This window comes from Trinickia terrae (assembly GCF_005144415.1).
In the GTDB taxonomy this organism is placed as follows: Bacteria; Pseudomonadota; Gammaproteobacteria; order Burkholderiales; family Burkholderiaceae; genus Trinickia_A; species Trinickia_A terrae.
Window position 1 is genome coordinate 64,820 of sequence record NZ_SWJE01000013.1, and the last position, 14,038, is coordinate 78,857.

Here is a 14,038-nt window from a genome sequence, read left to right on the forward strand (position 1 = left end):
TTGGCAACGCCCGATGCATGCGAATCATGCCGAATGCGATTTGCTTCCGAAATGCGCGTGCTTCCTGCAAATGACATTGAAACGAGGACAACGTATTCCTAAGATGTATTGTCGTTGCATAAACGACGTGTCGTTTCCTCAGTTACGAGCATCGAACGAATTAAGTCGTTAAGGAGACCACTATGGCCTACTACAAGTACGGGAATTTCCTGACCCAGGAGCAAGGTCAAGAATTCGACACAATTCATCACCCAGGCGCCCAAACCCCGCACTCAGGGATATATCGGTGCGAAGTATGCGGCGGTAGCGTCGTGTCAACCCTTGGCAACCCACTTCCTCCACAGGGTCATCATCCACACAACCCAGGGCTCGGACCTATTCAGTGGCGACTTGTTACAAAGGCGCATTGGAGATGAAACCGTGTAGCTCGGCTCAACATCGCAACCGATCGTGACAAGAGCCTCTGCCTTTTAAATCACCCCAATGCAAAAAGCCCTGAGAGCTTCCGCACCCAGGGCTTCGAATTTATTTTGTAGGGACGAACACCCCCACACGACCTAACGGGCTCCACTATGTATTCTTATGTCCCGAGAGGTTTGCACGACTAACGCGCGGTGCCAGCGAATATCCAGTGATACGGTAAAGGATGTGAGCAGTTTAAGCGATCCGCTATTGGAATGGAAGTCATTTCATTCTCTTAACTGTCGGCGCATTGTATCGGACACCGATCCATTCACATGATCGAGCAGCGCGTGCATATCGTGGTAACGACGCACCCAGTGCCGTCGATATTCGACGAGCGGAATGCCGAGCGCATGCGCACGTACTGCTTCGTCAATCGGACGCTTACCCGAGCCAGAGCAATCCGGGCAGATGTATCGACCATCCCGACGCACGACACCGCGCCCTTCGCAACGCACACATTGATCGTTGATCCACTCGTCCAGCAAGACGAACGCGAAGCGCTCGACGATGTCGACCTTCGCGCGCTCGATTTCGTATCCCGCGCGCTGATCTCGGCGTTCGTCGCGCTTCAAGCCCGTGAATCGACCACGCTTGAACCGGCCTGACGTCCGGATCATCTGCGCCAACAGCAACGTAGCCCGGTGAATCGTCGCTCGCGTGGCGTCCTGCCCCGCCTTGATCCGGACCAGCAACCGACCGAGATCGTTTGCAAAGGCCAGTGCGCCCAAAGTAACTTTCGGATCGGCAATCGGGTCGGCGAACTGACCGCGAACGTTCATTGCAACTCCTGCCCGCTCCATCAAATCGATCATGACTCTCTCCTTAACGTCCTAATGTCCCAATGTCCCAAAGGAAAAGGCTTGCAGGCGCGCGCGCCTGCGACATGCGCCGCTCACGTCGCGCATGTCGCGCGCTCGCACCCGCACACGAAGCGGCGCCTTGAGACGTTGGGACATTGGGACGTCCGCAGCGCGCCAAGGCTGGCGCAGCAGCGCGCCGAAAATGCCGACACAGCGCGCCAATACATCACAGCGGACTATCGTCATCCCCCGCCGCAACCAGTACGCGCTCAGCTTCCGGCTCCCGCTCCTCGCGCATGTAGTACCAGCCGCGAGAACCGGTCGACTCCCGCTTGCGCACCCAACCGAGGGACTTCAAAGCCTTGCCGATGCGGCGTTGCTCGGGCAGCGTCCATTTCGACGAATCGAGCTTCAGGACATCGCGCAGGATCTCCTCCATCGTCGTCCGGTGCGCGTAGTCGAGCGCCTTCCCGATCACATCCTCGTACACATCGCCTTCGTAGCGCTCGGCCTGCTCAACCTCAAACAACGGCCGCTCGGCCTCGGTTACGTGCCATACGACACCCTCGCGGTACAGGTGCACGGCCTCAGCCCAAAGCTGATCCCGCACGCGCGCGATGCCGTCAATGTCAACAAGCCCGCCGCAGCGCAACGGCCAGTAACGTCGGTTGCCCGATTCGTCTTTCAGGTAAGCATCGAAGTTGACCGAGCCGGCGAACACGCATTGACGATGGACGTCCGTCGCACGCTTGCCGTAGAAGTTTCGGAATCGATCCGTCTCGGTTGCGAAGAAGCTCTTCGCGGCAGACGAGTCGGTCTTGTTAAGCGAGTCCAGTTCGGCCAGCTCGATGATCCACTTCCCGGCCATGACCGCGTACGTGTCTTTGTTGCCGATCTGGATCGGCGTGTCGGTGAACCATTGCTTGCCCGCGAGAACCTTCAGCGCGGTCGATTTCCGCCAGCCCTGCCGGCCTTCGAGGATCAGCACGTTGTCGACCTTGCAGCCCGGCTCGACGACGCGCGCGACGGCCGCGATCATCCACTTCATGAAGGCGAGTTGTACATACTCGCTGTCGTCGACGTGCAGGTATGTCCATGGCATCATCCGTACGCGCTCGACGCCGTCCCATTCGAGACCGTTCAGATACTCCCGCACGTCGTGAAAGTGGGTCGCGTCGGCAACAAGCAGCACGGCGCTCATGACAATGTCCGGCCGCACCGAGACCGCATACTTCTGCGATAACCAGAGCGTGCAGCGATAGTCGTCCATGTCCGTCCATTCGCCCGCGGCACCCTGCGGGAACGGCGGCGCCTTACGCTTGACGACGCGCCCCGCGAAGTCGTCCTGCGCGATGATGCCCCGCCAAGCCTTGTGATTCGACAGGATCAGGTGGACGTTGCCGAGCGTCGGCAGCAGCGTACCCTTGTCGGACCGCGCGAGATCCCGCTCCCACGTGTACGCACCGTTCTCCGCTTCGTGGCCGTGCCACGGATCATCTCCTGCGGCAGCGGACGTTGCGGCCGGCGCGGGCCGCTCGGCAGGAACGTCGATCGCAGCCGGCCGGATTTCCTCGCTCGCTGGCGCGAGGACAGCCAAGATTGCCGACTGGATCTGTCGCTCGACGGCTGCAATCCCCTCCTCGACGTGCAGGTCGTTGAAGTCGGTCAGCTTGCGCTCCCCGCGATTCGCGAACATCGGATGCACGACGCTGACTCCGTCGACGACTGCTGCCGCTTCGTGCGCCCGTTTCAGCCCCGTGTTCTCGAATCGCTTCCGGCGCTGCGGCATCACGTCATTGCCGTACGTCACCTCGACGTACACGACGCCGTTCTCGTCGATACGCTTGTGCGCTGCGACCATGTACCACGTGTTCTTCGCCTCGATCCGGACGGGCGGTGCTTCATAGACCAGATCGCCCTTGAATGCGAACTCCTCGGCGAGCCAGTCGCGCATGCGCGGCTCAATCTTCCAGTCATCGTCGGCACATATCAGCACATGAACATCGGGATATGCGGAGCGCAGATAGCGCACCATCGGCAAGATACCGCTGGCGTCAAAACAGACGCCAAATGCAAACGCTTCGCTCGTACCCATCCGGATCGATCGTCCGGTCGCGTAGCCTTCACCGACAAGCACGACTTGGTCATCTGAGCCGACATCACCGAGCAGATACGCTGCGCCCTTCTTCTCCATGCCTTTGTTGAAACGCTTCGCGCCATCGGGTGTGATCTTCTGCAGGCCGACGAGGCGAGCGCCATCGCAGTACTGGAACATTGGAACGAACATCGTTCCGTCCGCCTCGAACCGGACACCCTCCGGCGTGATCTGCTTACGCTCCAGGTATTCCGACGTGCCCTGCTCGCTCGCGCTTCCCCATTGACCCCGCGCACGATTAGCCGCCATTCGAGCTGCACGTGCGGCCCGCTCTGCCTCCTCGCGCTCCGCCGCTTCCTGACGACGTAGCGTCTCGGCGAGCACGTCATCGCTTGGACGTTCACCATTCCACTGGAACCGCTCAGTGCCGGGGTCATCCCCCGAGAAATGCCCATACGTGCCCGTGTAGCCGATGACTACGCCTTTGCTAAAAATCTCGCGCAGCTGATACCAGTATTTCTTGCGCGGCCCATAGCGGTGATGCTTGCCATTCGGGCGAGGATGTCCAGCGGGCAACTCCGGATGCCCCGCTGCCACGAGCTGCGCGCGAATCTGGTCTAGCGTTGACATGCGGCCATTCTCCTTTCGAGGTCACGCTTGCGCAGGATCGAACGCCACGCAGCACGGCCAGCTCCGTACACATTGAGCCCAACCGTCAATCGACGCACCGTCGAATGACGGCGTCTCAACGCGGTACTTACGCTCGTTAAAGTCACTTTGGTCTCCCGTTATTTCCCACGCAGACGCCGCCACTCGGACGCCATGAGATCGTCGAATGCGGCAAGATCGTCCGCGCAAAGTTGGTCGGAAAATTGATCGCGAAATGCATGTCGCTCCGCTTTCGTCGAAAGCGCTGCACACAACCGCGCAGCACGCTCGACAAACAAACGCGTCCGCTCCGCTCGCATCGCTTCTGCGAGCAGCAAGGCAAGGCGATCAGGAAAAGCGGAAATGAGATCGGACAGAAAGCGCCCAACGTCGCCAGGTGCGTGCTCAAGACGGTATGCAAGTGCTGTTGTTGCGCACGCGAGCCGTTGCTCGTACGAACAGCAAAGACCAACCGCTTCGCGCTCCGTACGGCAACATCTCATGACGGTCTTGAACCTCAGCATGTCAGCGACGCCGGCGCGTTGCGAGATTCCGGGCCGCGTGAATCAAGCGCTGGAACAGCCGCTGCCCCTTGCGCCCGGTCGCGATGATGCGCTCCGCCTCCTGGTCATCGATTCGCGAATCATCCAACGCGCGCGTCACGTCATCAGCAACGATGCCGACGTGCGTCTGAAGTTTGAGCGTCGTCGATATAAGCCTCATCGCCCCGGGTTCGTGCAACTCATCCTCGGCGCGATCATCAATGAGCTCCGCCACCAGCCCGAACCGAGCGTTCAACGCGTGTAATGCGTCAAGCGCGTAGCTCTCGCTATCGATCTTTTCCTGCATCCATTCGATCAACAGCTCGAACATCTCCATCGATAACCTGCTGTCGCCCACGCCGCGCAACCGCAATCGCAGAGACTCCGGTGTAATTTGCTTGTCTCTCCGGACCGTCAGATAGTTAGCTGCATCGGCAACGCCGCCCGGCGTGTTGCGGACGGACGTATAGAGCACGTCCAGCCATTCGGTACTGTTATATCGGCAGGTCATTAAGTCTCCCCAAAGTAACTTGAACTCAATCAGTGCTCGCCAGAGTCGACAGTCACAGCAACGCCTCACGACCTAGCGTCTTCGCTGGTCATATCGGGCTTTTGGGTGGCGGTAGTTTTCATCCTGTAGCGAAACACTTTTTGCGATTAGAATTTCCCCAATAGTTATGCTGTTAATGAGATGTAGAACTAATCTATTTACACAATGCAAACTCCGACAAAACGTTTGTGACCCGTACATGTGAGGACGTATCCGTGGATGAAATCGTGCTACTCGAACACCGAATCGCGCAGCAAGAAGCGCAGATCAACACCCTCTTCGGTCTGTGTTCGGCACTGTTGCGTGCGCTACCTACCGACACGCGGGAAGATGCGCTTCAATATTTCCGAACGGAGTGCGCCTCGCTCATTGGAGCTACGGCGGACGGGACCGACGGTGCGGATGTGCAGGTGGACGAGATTCGCGAGATGCACGACGCGATGTGTAGCCGATTCCGGGATTGAGACCTTGTCATGCGCCCCCCTTTTTAGGCTGAGATCCAAGATCGGATTGGCAAATCGAGCTTGAAGAGAAAATCAGTTCGGGCCAGTGCTCAAACCAGTCTGACGGGCGAAGCGTGCGTCGCGTAACCTCGGGCGAGCAGTACTTGGCCTCGATCTGGACGCAACGCCGCGTCGGAACAGGCCGTCGCCCAGTCAGCCACTCATGAGCTGTTGACGGCCTGACACCAATAGCCTTAGCGAAGTGAGTGACACCGCCCGCCAGCTCGCATGCTTTTTTGATCGGAGGGAAATGTTCCATATGGCGAATATTAGGCAAAGCCTATGGATTTGTAAAGGCATTGCCGAAAATTATTCGGCGTTGCCTAATGCCCCGATGCAACACACCCCCCACATAAGTCAACATATCGGCGACCGGCTCCGCGCGGAGATGGAGACGCGCAACATGAGCGCTGGCGACGTAGCGGCACTGTTCGGTGTAAAGGCACCGTCGGTCTATGACTGGATGAATTTCGGGCGAGTCGCGAAGAAACATCTGCCACGACTCGTTGAAGTTTTTGGACACTCAGTCAATTGGTGGTTAACAGGCGAAGAACCTGATACCTCAATCGAGCAGCCGGGTTTGCCACGGCATCTCGTGCGCATCGCAAGCATTCTGGAGGGGCGCAGCGACGACGAGATCGAACGGATTGCGCAAGCGCTTGAACTGCTACTCGGTAGCACTCAACCCAAGCACGCATCCCAGACAAAAATTAGTTTCACGGTAGGTACGCCGTCGCCGCATGATGTCAAGCGCAAAACTTGACATGCCGCGAGGTGCCTGTCCTATTAGCTATCGCTGACGTCGCCTATTTGCGTGACTCAACAAGACAAGCGCATCCTCGACGTAACGCCAGTCGTCCTGCTTGATATCGTTTTCGGATTGCCCCCCAAGTAATCTTGACAAGTGCGCCTCTGCGACGACCAGCCAGCGGCGCAACGCCGCGCCGTCCGGGGTAAGGGCGAATTCGGGGCCACCTGGATGTCGATGAATCAATTTACATCCGAACTCGGCTTCGAGTTCCAACACCCACTGCCCGACCGTCGACCGCTGCACACCAATCGCTCGTGCGGCTTCGCTATAGCTCCGATGCCTCGTGACCTGCCCATACCGTCTAAGCAGGTCCCAATTTAACTCGTCTGGGGACGCGACCTTTTGCCCCACCCTCTTCCGCCCTGCCGATCCAATCATGAACGCGCATTCCCGAAAGTCTTAAATTTTTCATCCATTTGGAATGAAATTAAGAACAATCTTATCTTGCTTAATGCGGTTCGAATATCTCAAAAACGTCGGCTACTGACACGCACTAGACCGCCAACTCCTGCATTCCCAGGTCCAAAAATCTTTGAGAAATTAAACCGGACGGTGCACTAAGCGCTCCCGTCTTCGGAGGAAGGCCGCAACGCGGCCTACCGCGTCACACCACGTAGCAGGGAGGAAAATACATTGAGGAGAAAGGAACTTGACTTGCGCAATGCTGATAACGCACAAGCCCCCGATCAGCCGGGCACGGAAAGCCAAACATCGGGTGCCCCAGACAAACTCGCGGAGACCGGTCACGCGGTAAATGTCGTTTGCTTGGATTCGTACCGAAAGTTGCCTACATCGCTCAACGCCAACGCAACGCGTGGACGACGAACAACCCAGCTGTTAGCAAGCGCGCCCCGAGGTGACATCTCGATCCGCTCTTGCGCCGATGGCACCGACCACGTCGACATATCGGGACTCTACGCCATCTACCCATATCGAGCCCTACGGGCTCTTGCTCACACCCTCGCCGAACTATGTGCCCGCGTCTTACCGGGATAAGCACTTCATAGAGGTTGCCTACTTAATTTTAGGCAATGCCTTGACAACACCGTAGGCATTGCCTAAATTCGGTCTGTCGCGACTCCTGATGCAAGCCCGCCCAAGGGGCCGCGACATGACAGGAGTAGCTATGGATAGGCATCTCGCTTTACGTTCGCATGCCGCGCAATCGGTCGATAACTCTTTGCGCCGCGAATATGTAACCCGCACCGACGCAGTCGAGGCATCTCGGACCAAGGCAAACGGCGATACCGTCGACTTCATGCCACAGCCGAAGATTCCGGCGCGAAATATCGACGCAAATGCGGAGGCACGCCACGAATGGCTTCGCGAACAACAACGGCCATCGAGCGTGCCCAAACCCTATCAAAGTAACTTTGAGCGCTCCCTTCTCTTCAAGAGCGTGCTCGCCGCAGCCTTGATCGTCATCGTGGCAAACGTCCTCGATGAGCGACCGCTCCCCGAGCCAGCTCGGAGACACATCACCGCCTGATCGATCAATCGTCCGGGCAACCAATGACCAAACGCATCCAAGTTACTGAGTTCGAGCTTGCTCAAGAATGCCGCATGCGCAAGATCGGCGGGCGTACGGTCGCAGTTCTTCCCGCTCTTCGCGTTTATGTGACCAACCGAGTGGAGACCAGGAAGAAACGTTGCCCGCTTACCGCCCCCCATCCCGGACTGCGACCATCTCGCGGCTAAGGATACCGAGTAAGCAACATGCTCCAAATCTACGAAATTTCGCATACCGAAATGAAACATCGCCACACCCTTCACCTGCGGACAATCATCCGATACGACCGGGATGCTAGACGTCCTATTACTCCCGTGATCGTCGGCAAGCACACCGTTGCGCGACGACCTCTCGCAAATAGCGTTCACACGCTCTATCTGATCTTCGACGGCGCCGAGATTGCCGGCGCTCAAATCTCGTATCCGAGCGAAGCCGACTGTGCCGATGCGATCAAGCGCCTGCACAACGCCAAAAATGCGGCCGAAGCGGCCGCAACCAAGGCAATCGTCAATGCGAAGAAACCGCGCCAGCGCCGCGCACTGACCATTCGGGAGGCTGCATGACGCCGACCAGTTCCAACGCACAGCGGCCGTTCAATCCGTTCGTCGATCTGACCGCCAGCCAGCGCGCAGACCTAGCGATGCGCATCCTTGACGTGTTCCGCTGCGCCACGCACGCGATGACTTCCGACGAGATATGCAAAGCGCACTTTCCTGACATGCCGGACTCGGCGGCGCAGCACATCGATAAGCTCGCCCGTGGAGGATTGCTCCGCCGACAGCCCCGCCCGCACGACCTCCGCTTCGTGTACTGGTTGCCAGGATCGGACTCGGCTCCGCCACTGCCGATTCCGTGCAAGCAAGCGGATGGCTCGTACACCAGCGCAACCGAAAACGTGTTCTTGCCACGCCGATCGTCACGCACAGTGGCCGCAGCCGGTTCAATGCAAACGCGTCCTGAGTTCCATCCGCTTGTGACCCAATCCGGAGCCAGTCACGTCGCCGTCTCGTTCCCGCACCTTTATCCGCTGGAGATAACGCCCGATTGCCTGCAGGAATCCGCCGTTCGCACGCTGCGATTCCTGCGCCTGTACCGGCAGAGCATCGACCTCGAAGTCGCTCGCCTAGAACAACTGACCCAGCGCAGGAGGACCGTATGAAGCGCCTGAGGCCATACAAGCACCCGACGTCCTACAACGAGATCGTCACATACGCGAACGAAGCCCACGCCCGCCGTCTCGCCGAACTGAAACGCGCCGAAAAGCATATTCGCGCAATCGAGCGCGACCTTGCGCTGCTCGCAGAGAAAGGTTTGTTCGTCGCAGTCGGAGAATTCTCGATGCGGCTCCAAGATTGCCGCGCCCCCGACCAATATGGGCCGTACGGCCGGGCGAAATGGGCTCTTCGCCTTGACACCGGGATTTTCAGCGAAACGTCCGATCGCGCCGTTCGCGTGCTTCTGGCCCTCGGCTGGATCGCTGAGCGCATCGATCCTGCACAACGGCACGCGAACCTCCTGCTGCGCCGTCCGAAAACGCAGTCTCGTTTGCTGCTCGACTGCTCGACTGAACTCGCCCGAGGTTTGCAACCGCAGGAGGCCGCGTAATGGACGACTTCACGCAACCGCTCGACCTGACCGCACCGATCCCGACAGGGAATACGAAGGCAGCCGCAGCCGCAGCGGGCGCAACATCCGCTGACTTGTGGATGGTGCCGTATGACCAGCTCCACTATGACCCGCGAGACAACATCCGGCCGGTCGATCCCGAATGGGTGACACACCTCACCGGCCTGATGCTCGCGAACGGCTACGACAAAAGCCAGCCGCTGCACTGCTATATCCGCAAGGTCGGCGGGAAAGATCTCATCTACGTCTACAAGGGTCAGCACCGCTACCTCGCTGCCGGTAACGCGATCGAGGCGGAAAAGAATCTCGGCAAGATCCCGTGCGTCGTACTCGACGCCAAGAAGGTCAACCGTGCCGATATGGTGATCGACGGCTACCTCAGCAACGAAAGCAAACGGTCGTCACCGCTTGAGCTGGCCGCCGTCATTGCCGAACTGCGGGACATTCACGGCATGACAATCGCGGCGATCTGCAAGCGCCTGAACGTCACGGACCAAACCGTTCGCGACGTCGGTCTGCTTGAACGCGCACCGGCGGAACTGCATCAGATGGTTCGCGACGGCGCGGTCGCCGGCACGCTCGCAATCGAACAGATCCGCGAGCACGGGTCAGATAAGGCACTCGATCGATTGCAGAAAGGCGCCGCAAAGGCCGCAGCGGCCGGCAAAGCCCGCGTGACGAAGAAGCACCTCGATGCAGCACCCGCACCATCGACGGCCGCGGACGCTGCTGTGGAGGCACTGGCACCAGCGCAAGCGCCTACGCGCACAATTGCACCCTCGCCCGCCAAGATCAGCGAGAAGCAGGCAAAGCAACTTTTGCAGGCGCTGCAGGCCGTTCTGCACGACGGCGGTTTCGGGTATCTGTCTCGACCCACCATCGAGGCGGTTCACAGTGCGCTAATGCCCCTTACCGATCTGCTTGACGGCACGCCCGCCGGAAAGGTCTGGTCCATCACGGAGCCGAACGAAAACGGTGTGTGCGAGCCGGTCGAGATCCTGCACGGCCCTGCGCGGGCTGGCAAGATCAAGGGACCGCTGGCATACATTCGCATCGCACAACCTGCTCCCGGCGCGTGGATTTATTCAATCGAGTACAACACCGGCACCAGCTTTGCGAGCGACGCTCTGAAAGTATCACCGCAAACGCTTGCAGTATGGACGCGCGTTCAAGCCATTCGCTCGGGCGCCGCGCGACTCATCAAAACGATCGAACGCCCCGGCCTCGGCAGGACGAAATCGGAACAGGCCTCCTTCCAGCGGATTCTCGCTTGGGCGAATGAGATCTGCGACATGCCCGACCCGGACTGGACACCCGAATTTGCAACAGCCACGACCCAAGGGCAGCGCCCCGACCTGACCGGCGTGTTGGCGTCCATCGAGGACAAGCGTCGAATCGCGTCGAGCCGCGCTTTGCTGGATTCCGCATTTCCGACGCCATCAGCAAAGCCCGGCCTGCACCTAGCCCCCGCATGGCCGTTCCCGAAAGGAGCCGCAAATTGACCTCGCGCCCGGCCTCTTCTACCCCACGTCCGCTGCCGCGAAAGCGGGAACACGCGAAGAAGCGCGCGGCTACCGCACTGGCAAGCATCAACGGTACTTCGATGCAGTCGGACTATGGCGGGCTAACGCCTGCAAAAACGGTCCAGAGAGACGAAGCGCCGCTCACGCGGCGCAAGAACGAAGCCTCGGCGGATGCCCGCCGAGGCAAGCTCGCGCGACTTGATGCCCTTCGCATCGAGATCAGCGCACTGATCGCAGACGTTTCGCACGCGGCCGACATCGAACTGCTTGACCTGATGGCCGACGAGATCGGCTCATTCGCTCGCCACAAAGCCGCGCAGGATGCACGCACTTGGGCTGCAACCGCCGGCATCACGCTAGAGACAGGCCTGATGCAACTCGGCCGTGCGCTATGCGCAAACATCACCGGGGAACAGTCATGACCAAGCAGTGCTATCAAGAGAAGCGTTTTCGCGCCGACACGCTTGCACTCATCGAAACGATCAATGAGATCGTCGACGAATACGAGACGCAGGGATACGTGCTGACCACACGCCAGCTGTACTACCAGCTCGTCGCGCGCGACATCATCCCGAACAACCTACAGGAGTACAAGCGAGCAGCCGCGATTATCAACGACGCCAAGCTTGCAGGACTGGTCGACTGGGACATGCTTGAAGATCGCACACGCTCTTTCATCCGGCGCAGTCGCTGGACATCGCCGACGTCGATCATCGATGCGTGTGCCGAGCAATACCACCAAGACATGTGGATTGGACAATCGCGCCGCGTATTCGTGATCGTCGAGAAGGAAGCGTTGGTCGGCGTGCTGGAGCGTGTATGTCATCGATACGACACGCCGCTCCTCGCCGCGCGCGGCTATCCCTCGTCGACGGTTCTGCGCGAGTTCGCGATCGACGACGTTCTGCCAGCAATGCGCGAGGGGCAAAGCGGTCTAGTCCTGCATTTGGGCGATCACGACCCGAGCGGCATCGATATGACTCGCGACCTGGTCGAGCGATTGAGGATGTTCGGGGGCCATACGTTCGACCTGAAGCGGATCGCGCTGAATATTCAGCAGGTCGAGGAGCTGAAGCCGCCCGAGAACCCGGCAAAGTCCACCGACTCCCGCTTCAGCGCATATTTGCGCGAATTCGGAGAGTCAAGCTGGGAGTTGGACGCACTCCCGCCTCAGTATCTCGACGAATTGGTCTCGACCCACATCGAAGCTGTGATCGACCAAGGTGCGTGGAACATCAACCAACGCATCATCCGCGAGGCACGCAAAAAGATCGAGAAGGCGTCCTGGTACGTCGCCGCAGGCTGTCCTGATTACGAAGACCCGGATCAAGAATGACCATGAGAACGTTCGACTTACAAGAGTGCGCAGACTTCCTGAAGGTGGATCGGACGACAGCGATGAAGCTGGCGCAGCAGGGGGATATTGTCGGCGCACGCATTGGCCGCGCCTGGGTGTTCCTCGAGGATGACGTCGTCGCCTTCCTGCGTGAGCAGGCGCAGAAACAGACACTTGAGCGCCTTGAGGGACGCACGAACCCCGACCACGAGGAAACGGACCGCCGCACTCATGCCGCGATTCAGCGCCAACTCCAGCCGGCTACGACGCGCAAGCCCGGCCGTACCGCCCGCGCACTACCCCGCCTGCCAGACCTTCCCGCCAACACACCGGCCGCGCAGGCCGCGTGACATCTCTGCCCGCCCACTGACGGGCGGGCCTACCAAAGCCTTGCGGCCAAATCGCTTCCACGAAGATTCGCGTAGCGCATCAGCACTTTCGGGTCAGTGTGGCCCGTGATCTTCGCGATCTGGATATCGCTCAACGTGGTCCGCTCGAAGAAGCGTGATGTCGCTTCATGCCGCAGATCATGAAATACTAGATCTGAGCAGCCAGCTGCCGAGAATATCCGACCGAACTGCCCCGACAACCTCGACGTGACGCGCGCAAGCACCTTCTGCCTGAGAAGTGGCATGTTTTCGGCCCGCATCGAAGCTTCCATATCGTCGACCCACGGGAACAACCGGCCACAATCGAACGAAAACCCGTGCATCTCCGGGTCTAGACCGGTTACGGCATCGACATAACGCTCATACGCAGCGACCGCCACACTCGTCAACGGCACCGAGCGCTTGCTACCGTTCTTCGTTCGCTCAAGCCCTGCCGTCCGGCGACCGACGTCGAACTGGTCGACATCGAGGGTGTACATTTCCCGCATCCGCATCGCGGACTCTATCGCCAGTTCAAAGAGAAACACCAGCGCCGGCCGGTACGGCAGTTCGAAGGCTCGCTCACGTCCCGTAGGCTTCCCTCCTGCCATAATGCGACGGATCTCCGCCTCTTCGGCCACATCCGGCCGCCGGTCACGGTGGACATCTTCTCGCGCCTCGACGTCTTGCGCCTCGACCGCGATGCGATCCTCGCCCGTGTAGGTTGCATACCGCTTCGGCAACAACCGCAGCGGATTGACAGCGAGCATCGGAGTGCCCGACCTGACGACCCAGTCGAAGCAACGCGCGAGCGCTCCGACATAGTGGCGAATCGTCGACGGCGATAGGTGGTCCTGGCGCTTCATACCCGCTACCCATCGCTCGGCCCATGCGTAATCGATCGCCGTGAGTGCCTTCTCTTTTAACCGGCCAAGCAACGCGTTTAGGACTTGCACATCGGAATCAGGCACAGACACTCGTCGCAAATAAGCGCGAATTGCGTCCGACGTGGTCGCGATCCCATCGCGCTGCTCTACGACATCCTGCGGCACAATGCCGGCGTCCAGCAGTTGCTCAAGACGTGCGACGTACGCATCGCCCTCTTCTTCGGTTTGGAACGTTAGCGAAAGTGGCTTTGGTAAAAGCTTTGCTCGCTTGATTGTGTATTCCCACGTGCCTGACGGCCGCAGTCGTTTGTTCGCCATACGCAGTCAACTCGCCTCGATTGCCAATTAGCCGGTGTAGGGGTGGTTGGCGGTGT

The 14,038-nt window shown here is 59.4% G+C and carries 17 protein-coding genes; 10 read left to right on the forward strand and 7 right to left on the reverse strand.

Going from position 1 to position 14,038, the window contains the following annotated elements:
- Window positions 1–689 precede the first annotated feature (689 nt).
- From FAZ69_RS22710 to FAZ69_RS22725, 4 genes are all read right to left on the reverse strand, one after another.
- Window positions 690–1,277: a DnaJ-like cysteine-rich domain-containing protein gene (locus tag FAZ69_RS22710; protein WP_136897351.1), complete on the reverse strand. Its 588-nt coding sequence runs from the start codon at window positions 1,275–1,277 to the stop codon at window positions 690–692.
- A gap of 214 nt (window positions 1,278–1,491) precedes the next feature.
- Complete coding sequence (locus FAZ69_RS22715; protein WP_136897352.1) at window positions 1,492–3,990, reverse strand: virulence-associated E family protein; 2,499 nt, start codon at window positions 3,988–3,990, stop codon at window positions 1,492–1,494.
- A gap of 158 nt (window positions 3,991–4,148) precedes the next feature.
- Window positions 4,149–4,532 carry a hypothetical protein gene (locus FAZ69_RS22720; RefSeq protein WP_136897353.1) on the reverse strand — a complete coding sequence of 128 codons (384 nt, stop codon included), beginning with the start codon at window positions 4,530–4,532 and terminating at the stop codon, window positions 4,149–4,151.
- A gap of 1 nt (window position 4,533) precedes the next feature.
- Window positions 4,534–5,061: a phage regulatory CII family protein gene (locus tag FAZ69_RS22725; protein WP_136897354.1), complete on the reverse strand. Its 528-nt coding sequence runs from the start codon at window positions 5,059–5,061 to the stop codon at window positions 4,534–4,536.
- Between the two features lie 254 nt (window positions 5,062–5,315).
- On the opposite strand from FAZ69_RS22725, the gene FAZ69_RS22730 reads away from it, so the two are divergent.
- On the forward strand, window positions 5,316–5,564 hold the full coding sequence (locus tag FAZ69_RS22730; RefSeq protein ID WP_136897355.1) for a hypothetical protein: 249 nt from the start codon (window positions 5,316–5,318) through the stop codon (window positions 5,562–5,564).
- A gap of 7 nt (window positions 5,565–5,571) precedes the next feature.
- Here FAZ69_RS22730 and FAZ69_RS22735 read toward each other — a convergent pair whose 3' ends face one another.
- Window positions 5,572–5,862 (reverse strand): transcriptional regulator, encoded by a 291-nt coding sequence (locus FAZ69_RS22735; protein WP_136897356.1) that lies wholly within the window; start codon window positions 5,860–5,862, stop codon window positions 5,572–5,574.
- Here FAZ69_RS22735 and FAZ69_RS33375 point away from each other — a divergent pair.
- The gene (locus FAZ69_RS33375; protein WP_169708730.1) at window positions 5,806–6,366 is read left to right on the forward strand and encodes a helix-turn-helix domain-containing protein; all 561 of its coding nucleotides are present in this window, start codon (window positions 5,806–5,808) and stop codon (window positions 6,364–6,366) included. The two genes, FAZ69_RS22735 and FAZ69_RS33375, sit on opposite strands and share 57 nt — an antisense overlap.
- A 27-nt stretch (window positions 6,367–6,393) precedes the next feature.
- On the opposite strand, the gene FAZ69_RS34470 is transcribed toward FAZ69_RS33375, so the two are convergent.
- Window positions 6,394–6,792 carry a LysR family transcriptional regulator gene (locus FAZ69_RS34470; protein ID WP_136897358.1) on the reverse strand — a complete coding sequence of 133 codons (399 nt, stop codon included), beginning with the start codon at window positions 6,790–6,792 and terminating at the stop codon, window positions 6,394–6,396.
- Window positions 6,793–7,540: 748 nt separating this feature from the next.
- Between FAZ69_RS34470 and FAZ69_RS22750 the strand changes: the two genes are divergently transcribed.
- The 8 genes from FAZ69_RS22750 to FAZ69_RS22785 all read left to right on the forward strand — a co-directional run bounded on the left by FAZ69_RS22750 (window position 7,541) and on the right by FAZ69_RS22785 (window position 12,759).
- Window positions 7,541–7,903 carry a hypothetical protein gene (locus tag FAZ69_RS22750; protein WP_136897359.1) on the forward strand — a complete coding sequence of 121 codons (363 nt, stop codon included), beginning with the start codon at window positions 7,541–7,543 and terminating at the stop codon, window positions 7,901–7,903.
- Between the two features lie 227 nt (window positions 7,904–8,130).
- The gene (locus FAZ69_RS22755; protein WP_136897360.1) at window positions 8,131–8,487 is read left to right on the forward strand and encodes a beta-hexosaminidase; all 357 of its coding nucleotides are present in this window, start codon (window positions 8,131–8,133) and stop codon (window positions 8,485–8,487) included.
- Window positions 8,484–9,083 carry a hypothetical protein gene (locus FAZ69_RS22760; protein ID WP_136897361.1) on the forward strand — a complete coding sequence of 200 codons (600 nt, stop codon included), beginning with the start codon at window positions 8,484–8,486 and terminating at the stop codon, window positions 9,081–9,083. Before FAZ69_RS22755 ends, FAZ69_RS22760 begins: the two co-directional genes overlap by 4 nt.
- The gene (locus FAZ69_RS22765; RefSeq protein ID WP_136897362.1) at window positions 9,080–9,529 is read left to right on the forward strand and encodes an ACP synthase; all 450 of its coding nucleotides are present in this window, start codon (window positions 9,080–9,082) and stop codon (window positions 9,527–9,529) included. Before FAZ69_RS22760 ends, FAZ69_RS22765 begins: the two co-directional genes overlap by 4 nt.
- A complete protein-coding gene (locus tag FAZ69_RS22770) occupies window positions 9,529–11,052 on the forward strand; it encodes a ParB/RepB/Spo0J family partition protein (protein WP_136897363.1) in 1,524 nt (507 codons plus the stop codon). The genes FAZ69_RS22765 and FAZ69_RS22770 overlap by 1 nt, the downstream gene beginning before the upstream one ends.
- The gene (locus FAZ69_RS22775) at window positions 11,049–11,495 is read left to right on the forward strand and encodes a hypothetical protein (RefSeq protein WP_240702426.1); all 447 of its coding nucleotides are present in this window, start codon (window positions 11,049–11,051) and stop codon (window positions 11,493–11,495) included. Before FAZ69_RS22770 ends, FAZ69_RS22775 begins: the two co-directional genes overlap by 4 nt.
- Complete coding sequence (locus FAZ69_RS22780) at window positions 11,492–12,409, forward strand: hypothetical protein (protein ID WP_206171232.1); 918 nt, start codon at window positions 11,492–11,494, stop codon at window positions 12,407–12,409. The genes FAZ69_RS22775 and FAZ69_RS22780 overlap by 4 nt, the downstream gene beginning before the upstream one ends.
- Entirely contained in the window at window positions 12,406–12,759 is a 354-nt protein-coding gene (locus FAZ69_RS22785) for a helix-turn-helix domain-containing protein (protein WP_240702427.1), read from the forward strand. Before FAZ69_RS22780 ends, FAZ69_RS22785 begins: the two co-directional genes overlap by 4 nt.
- Before the next feature lie 29 nt (window positions 12,760–12,788).
- Here FAZ69_RS22785 and FAZ69_RS22790 read toward each other — a convergent pair whose 3' ends face one another.
- A complete protein-coding gene (locus FAZ69_RS22790; protein WP_136897364.1) occupies window positions 12,789–13,982 on the reverse strand; it encodes a site-specific integrase in 1,194 nt (397 codons plus the stop codon).
- Between the last annotated feature and the right edge of the window lie 56 nt (window positions 13,983–14,038).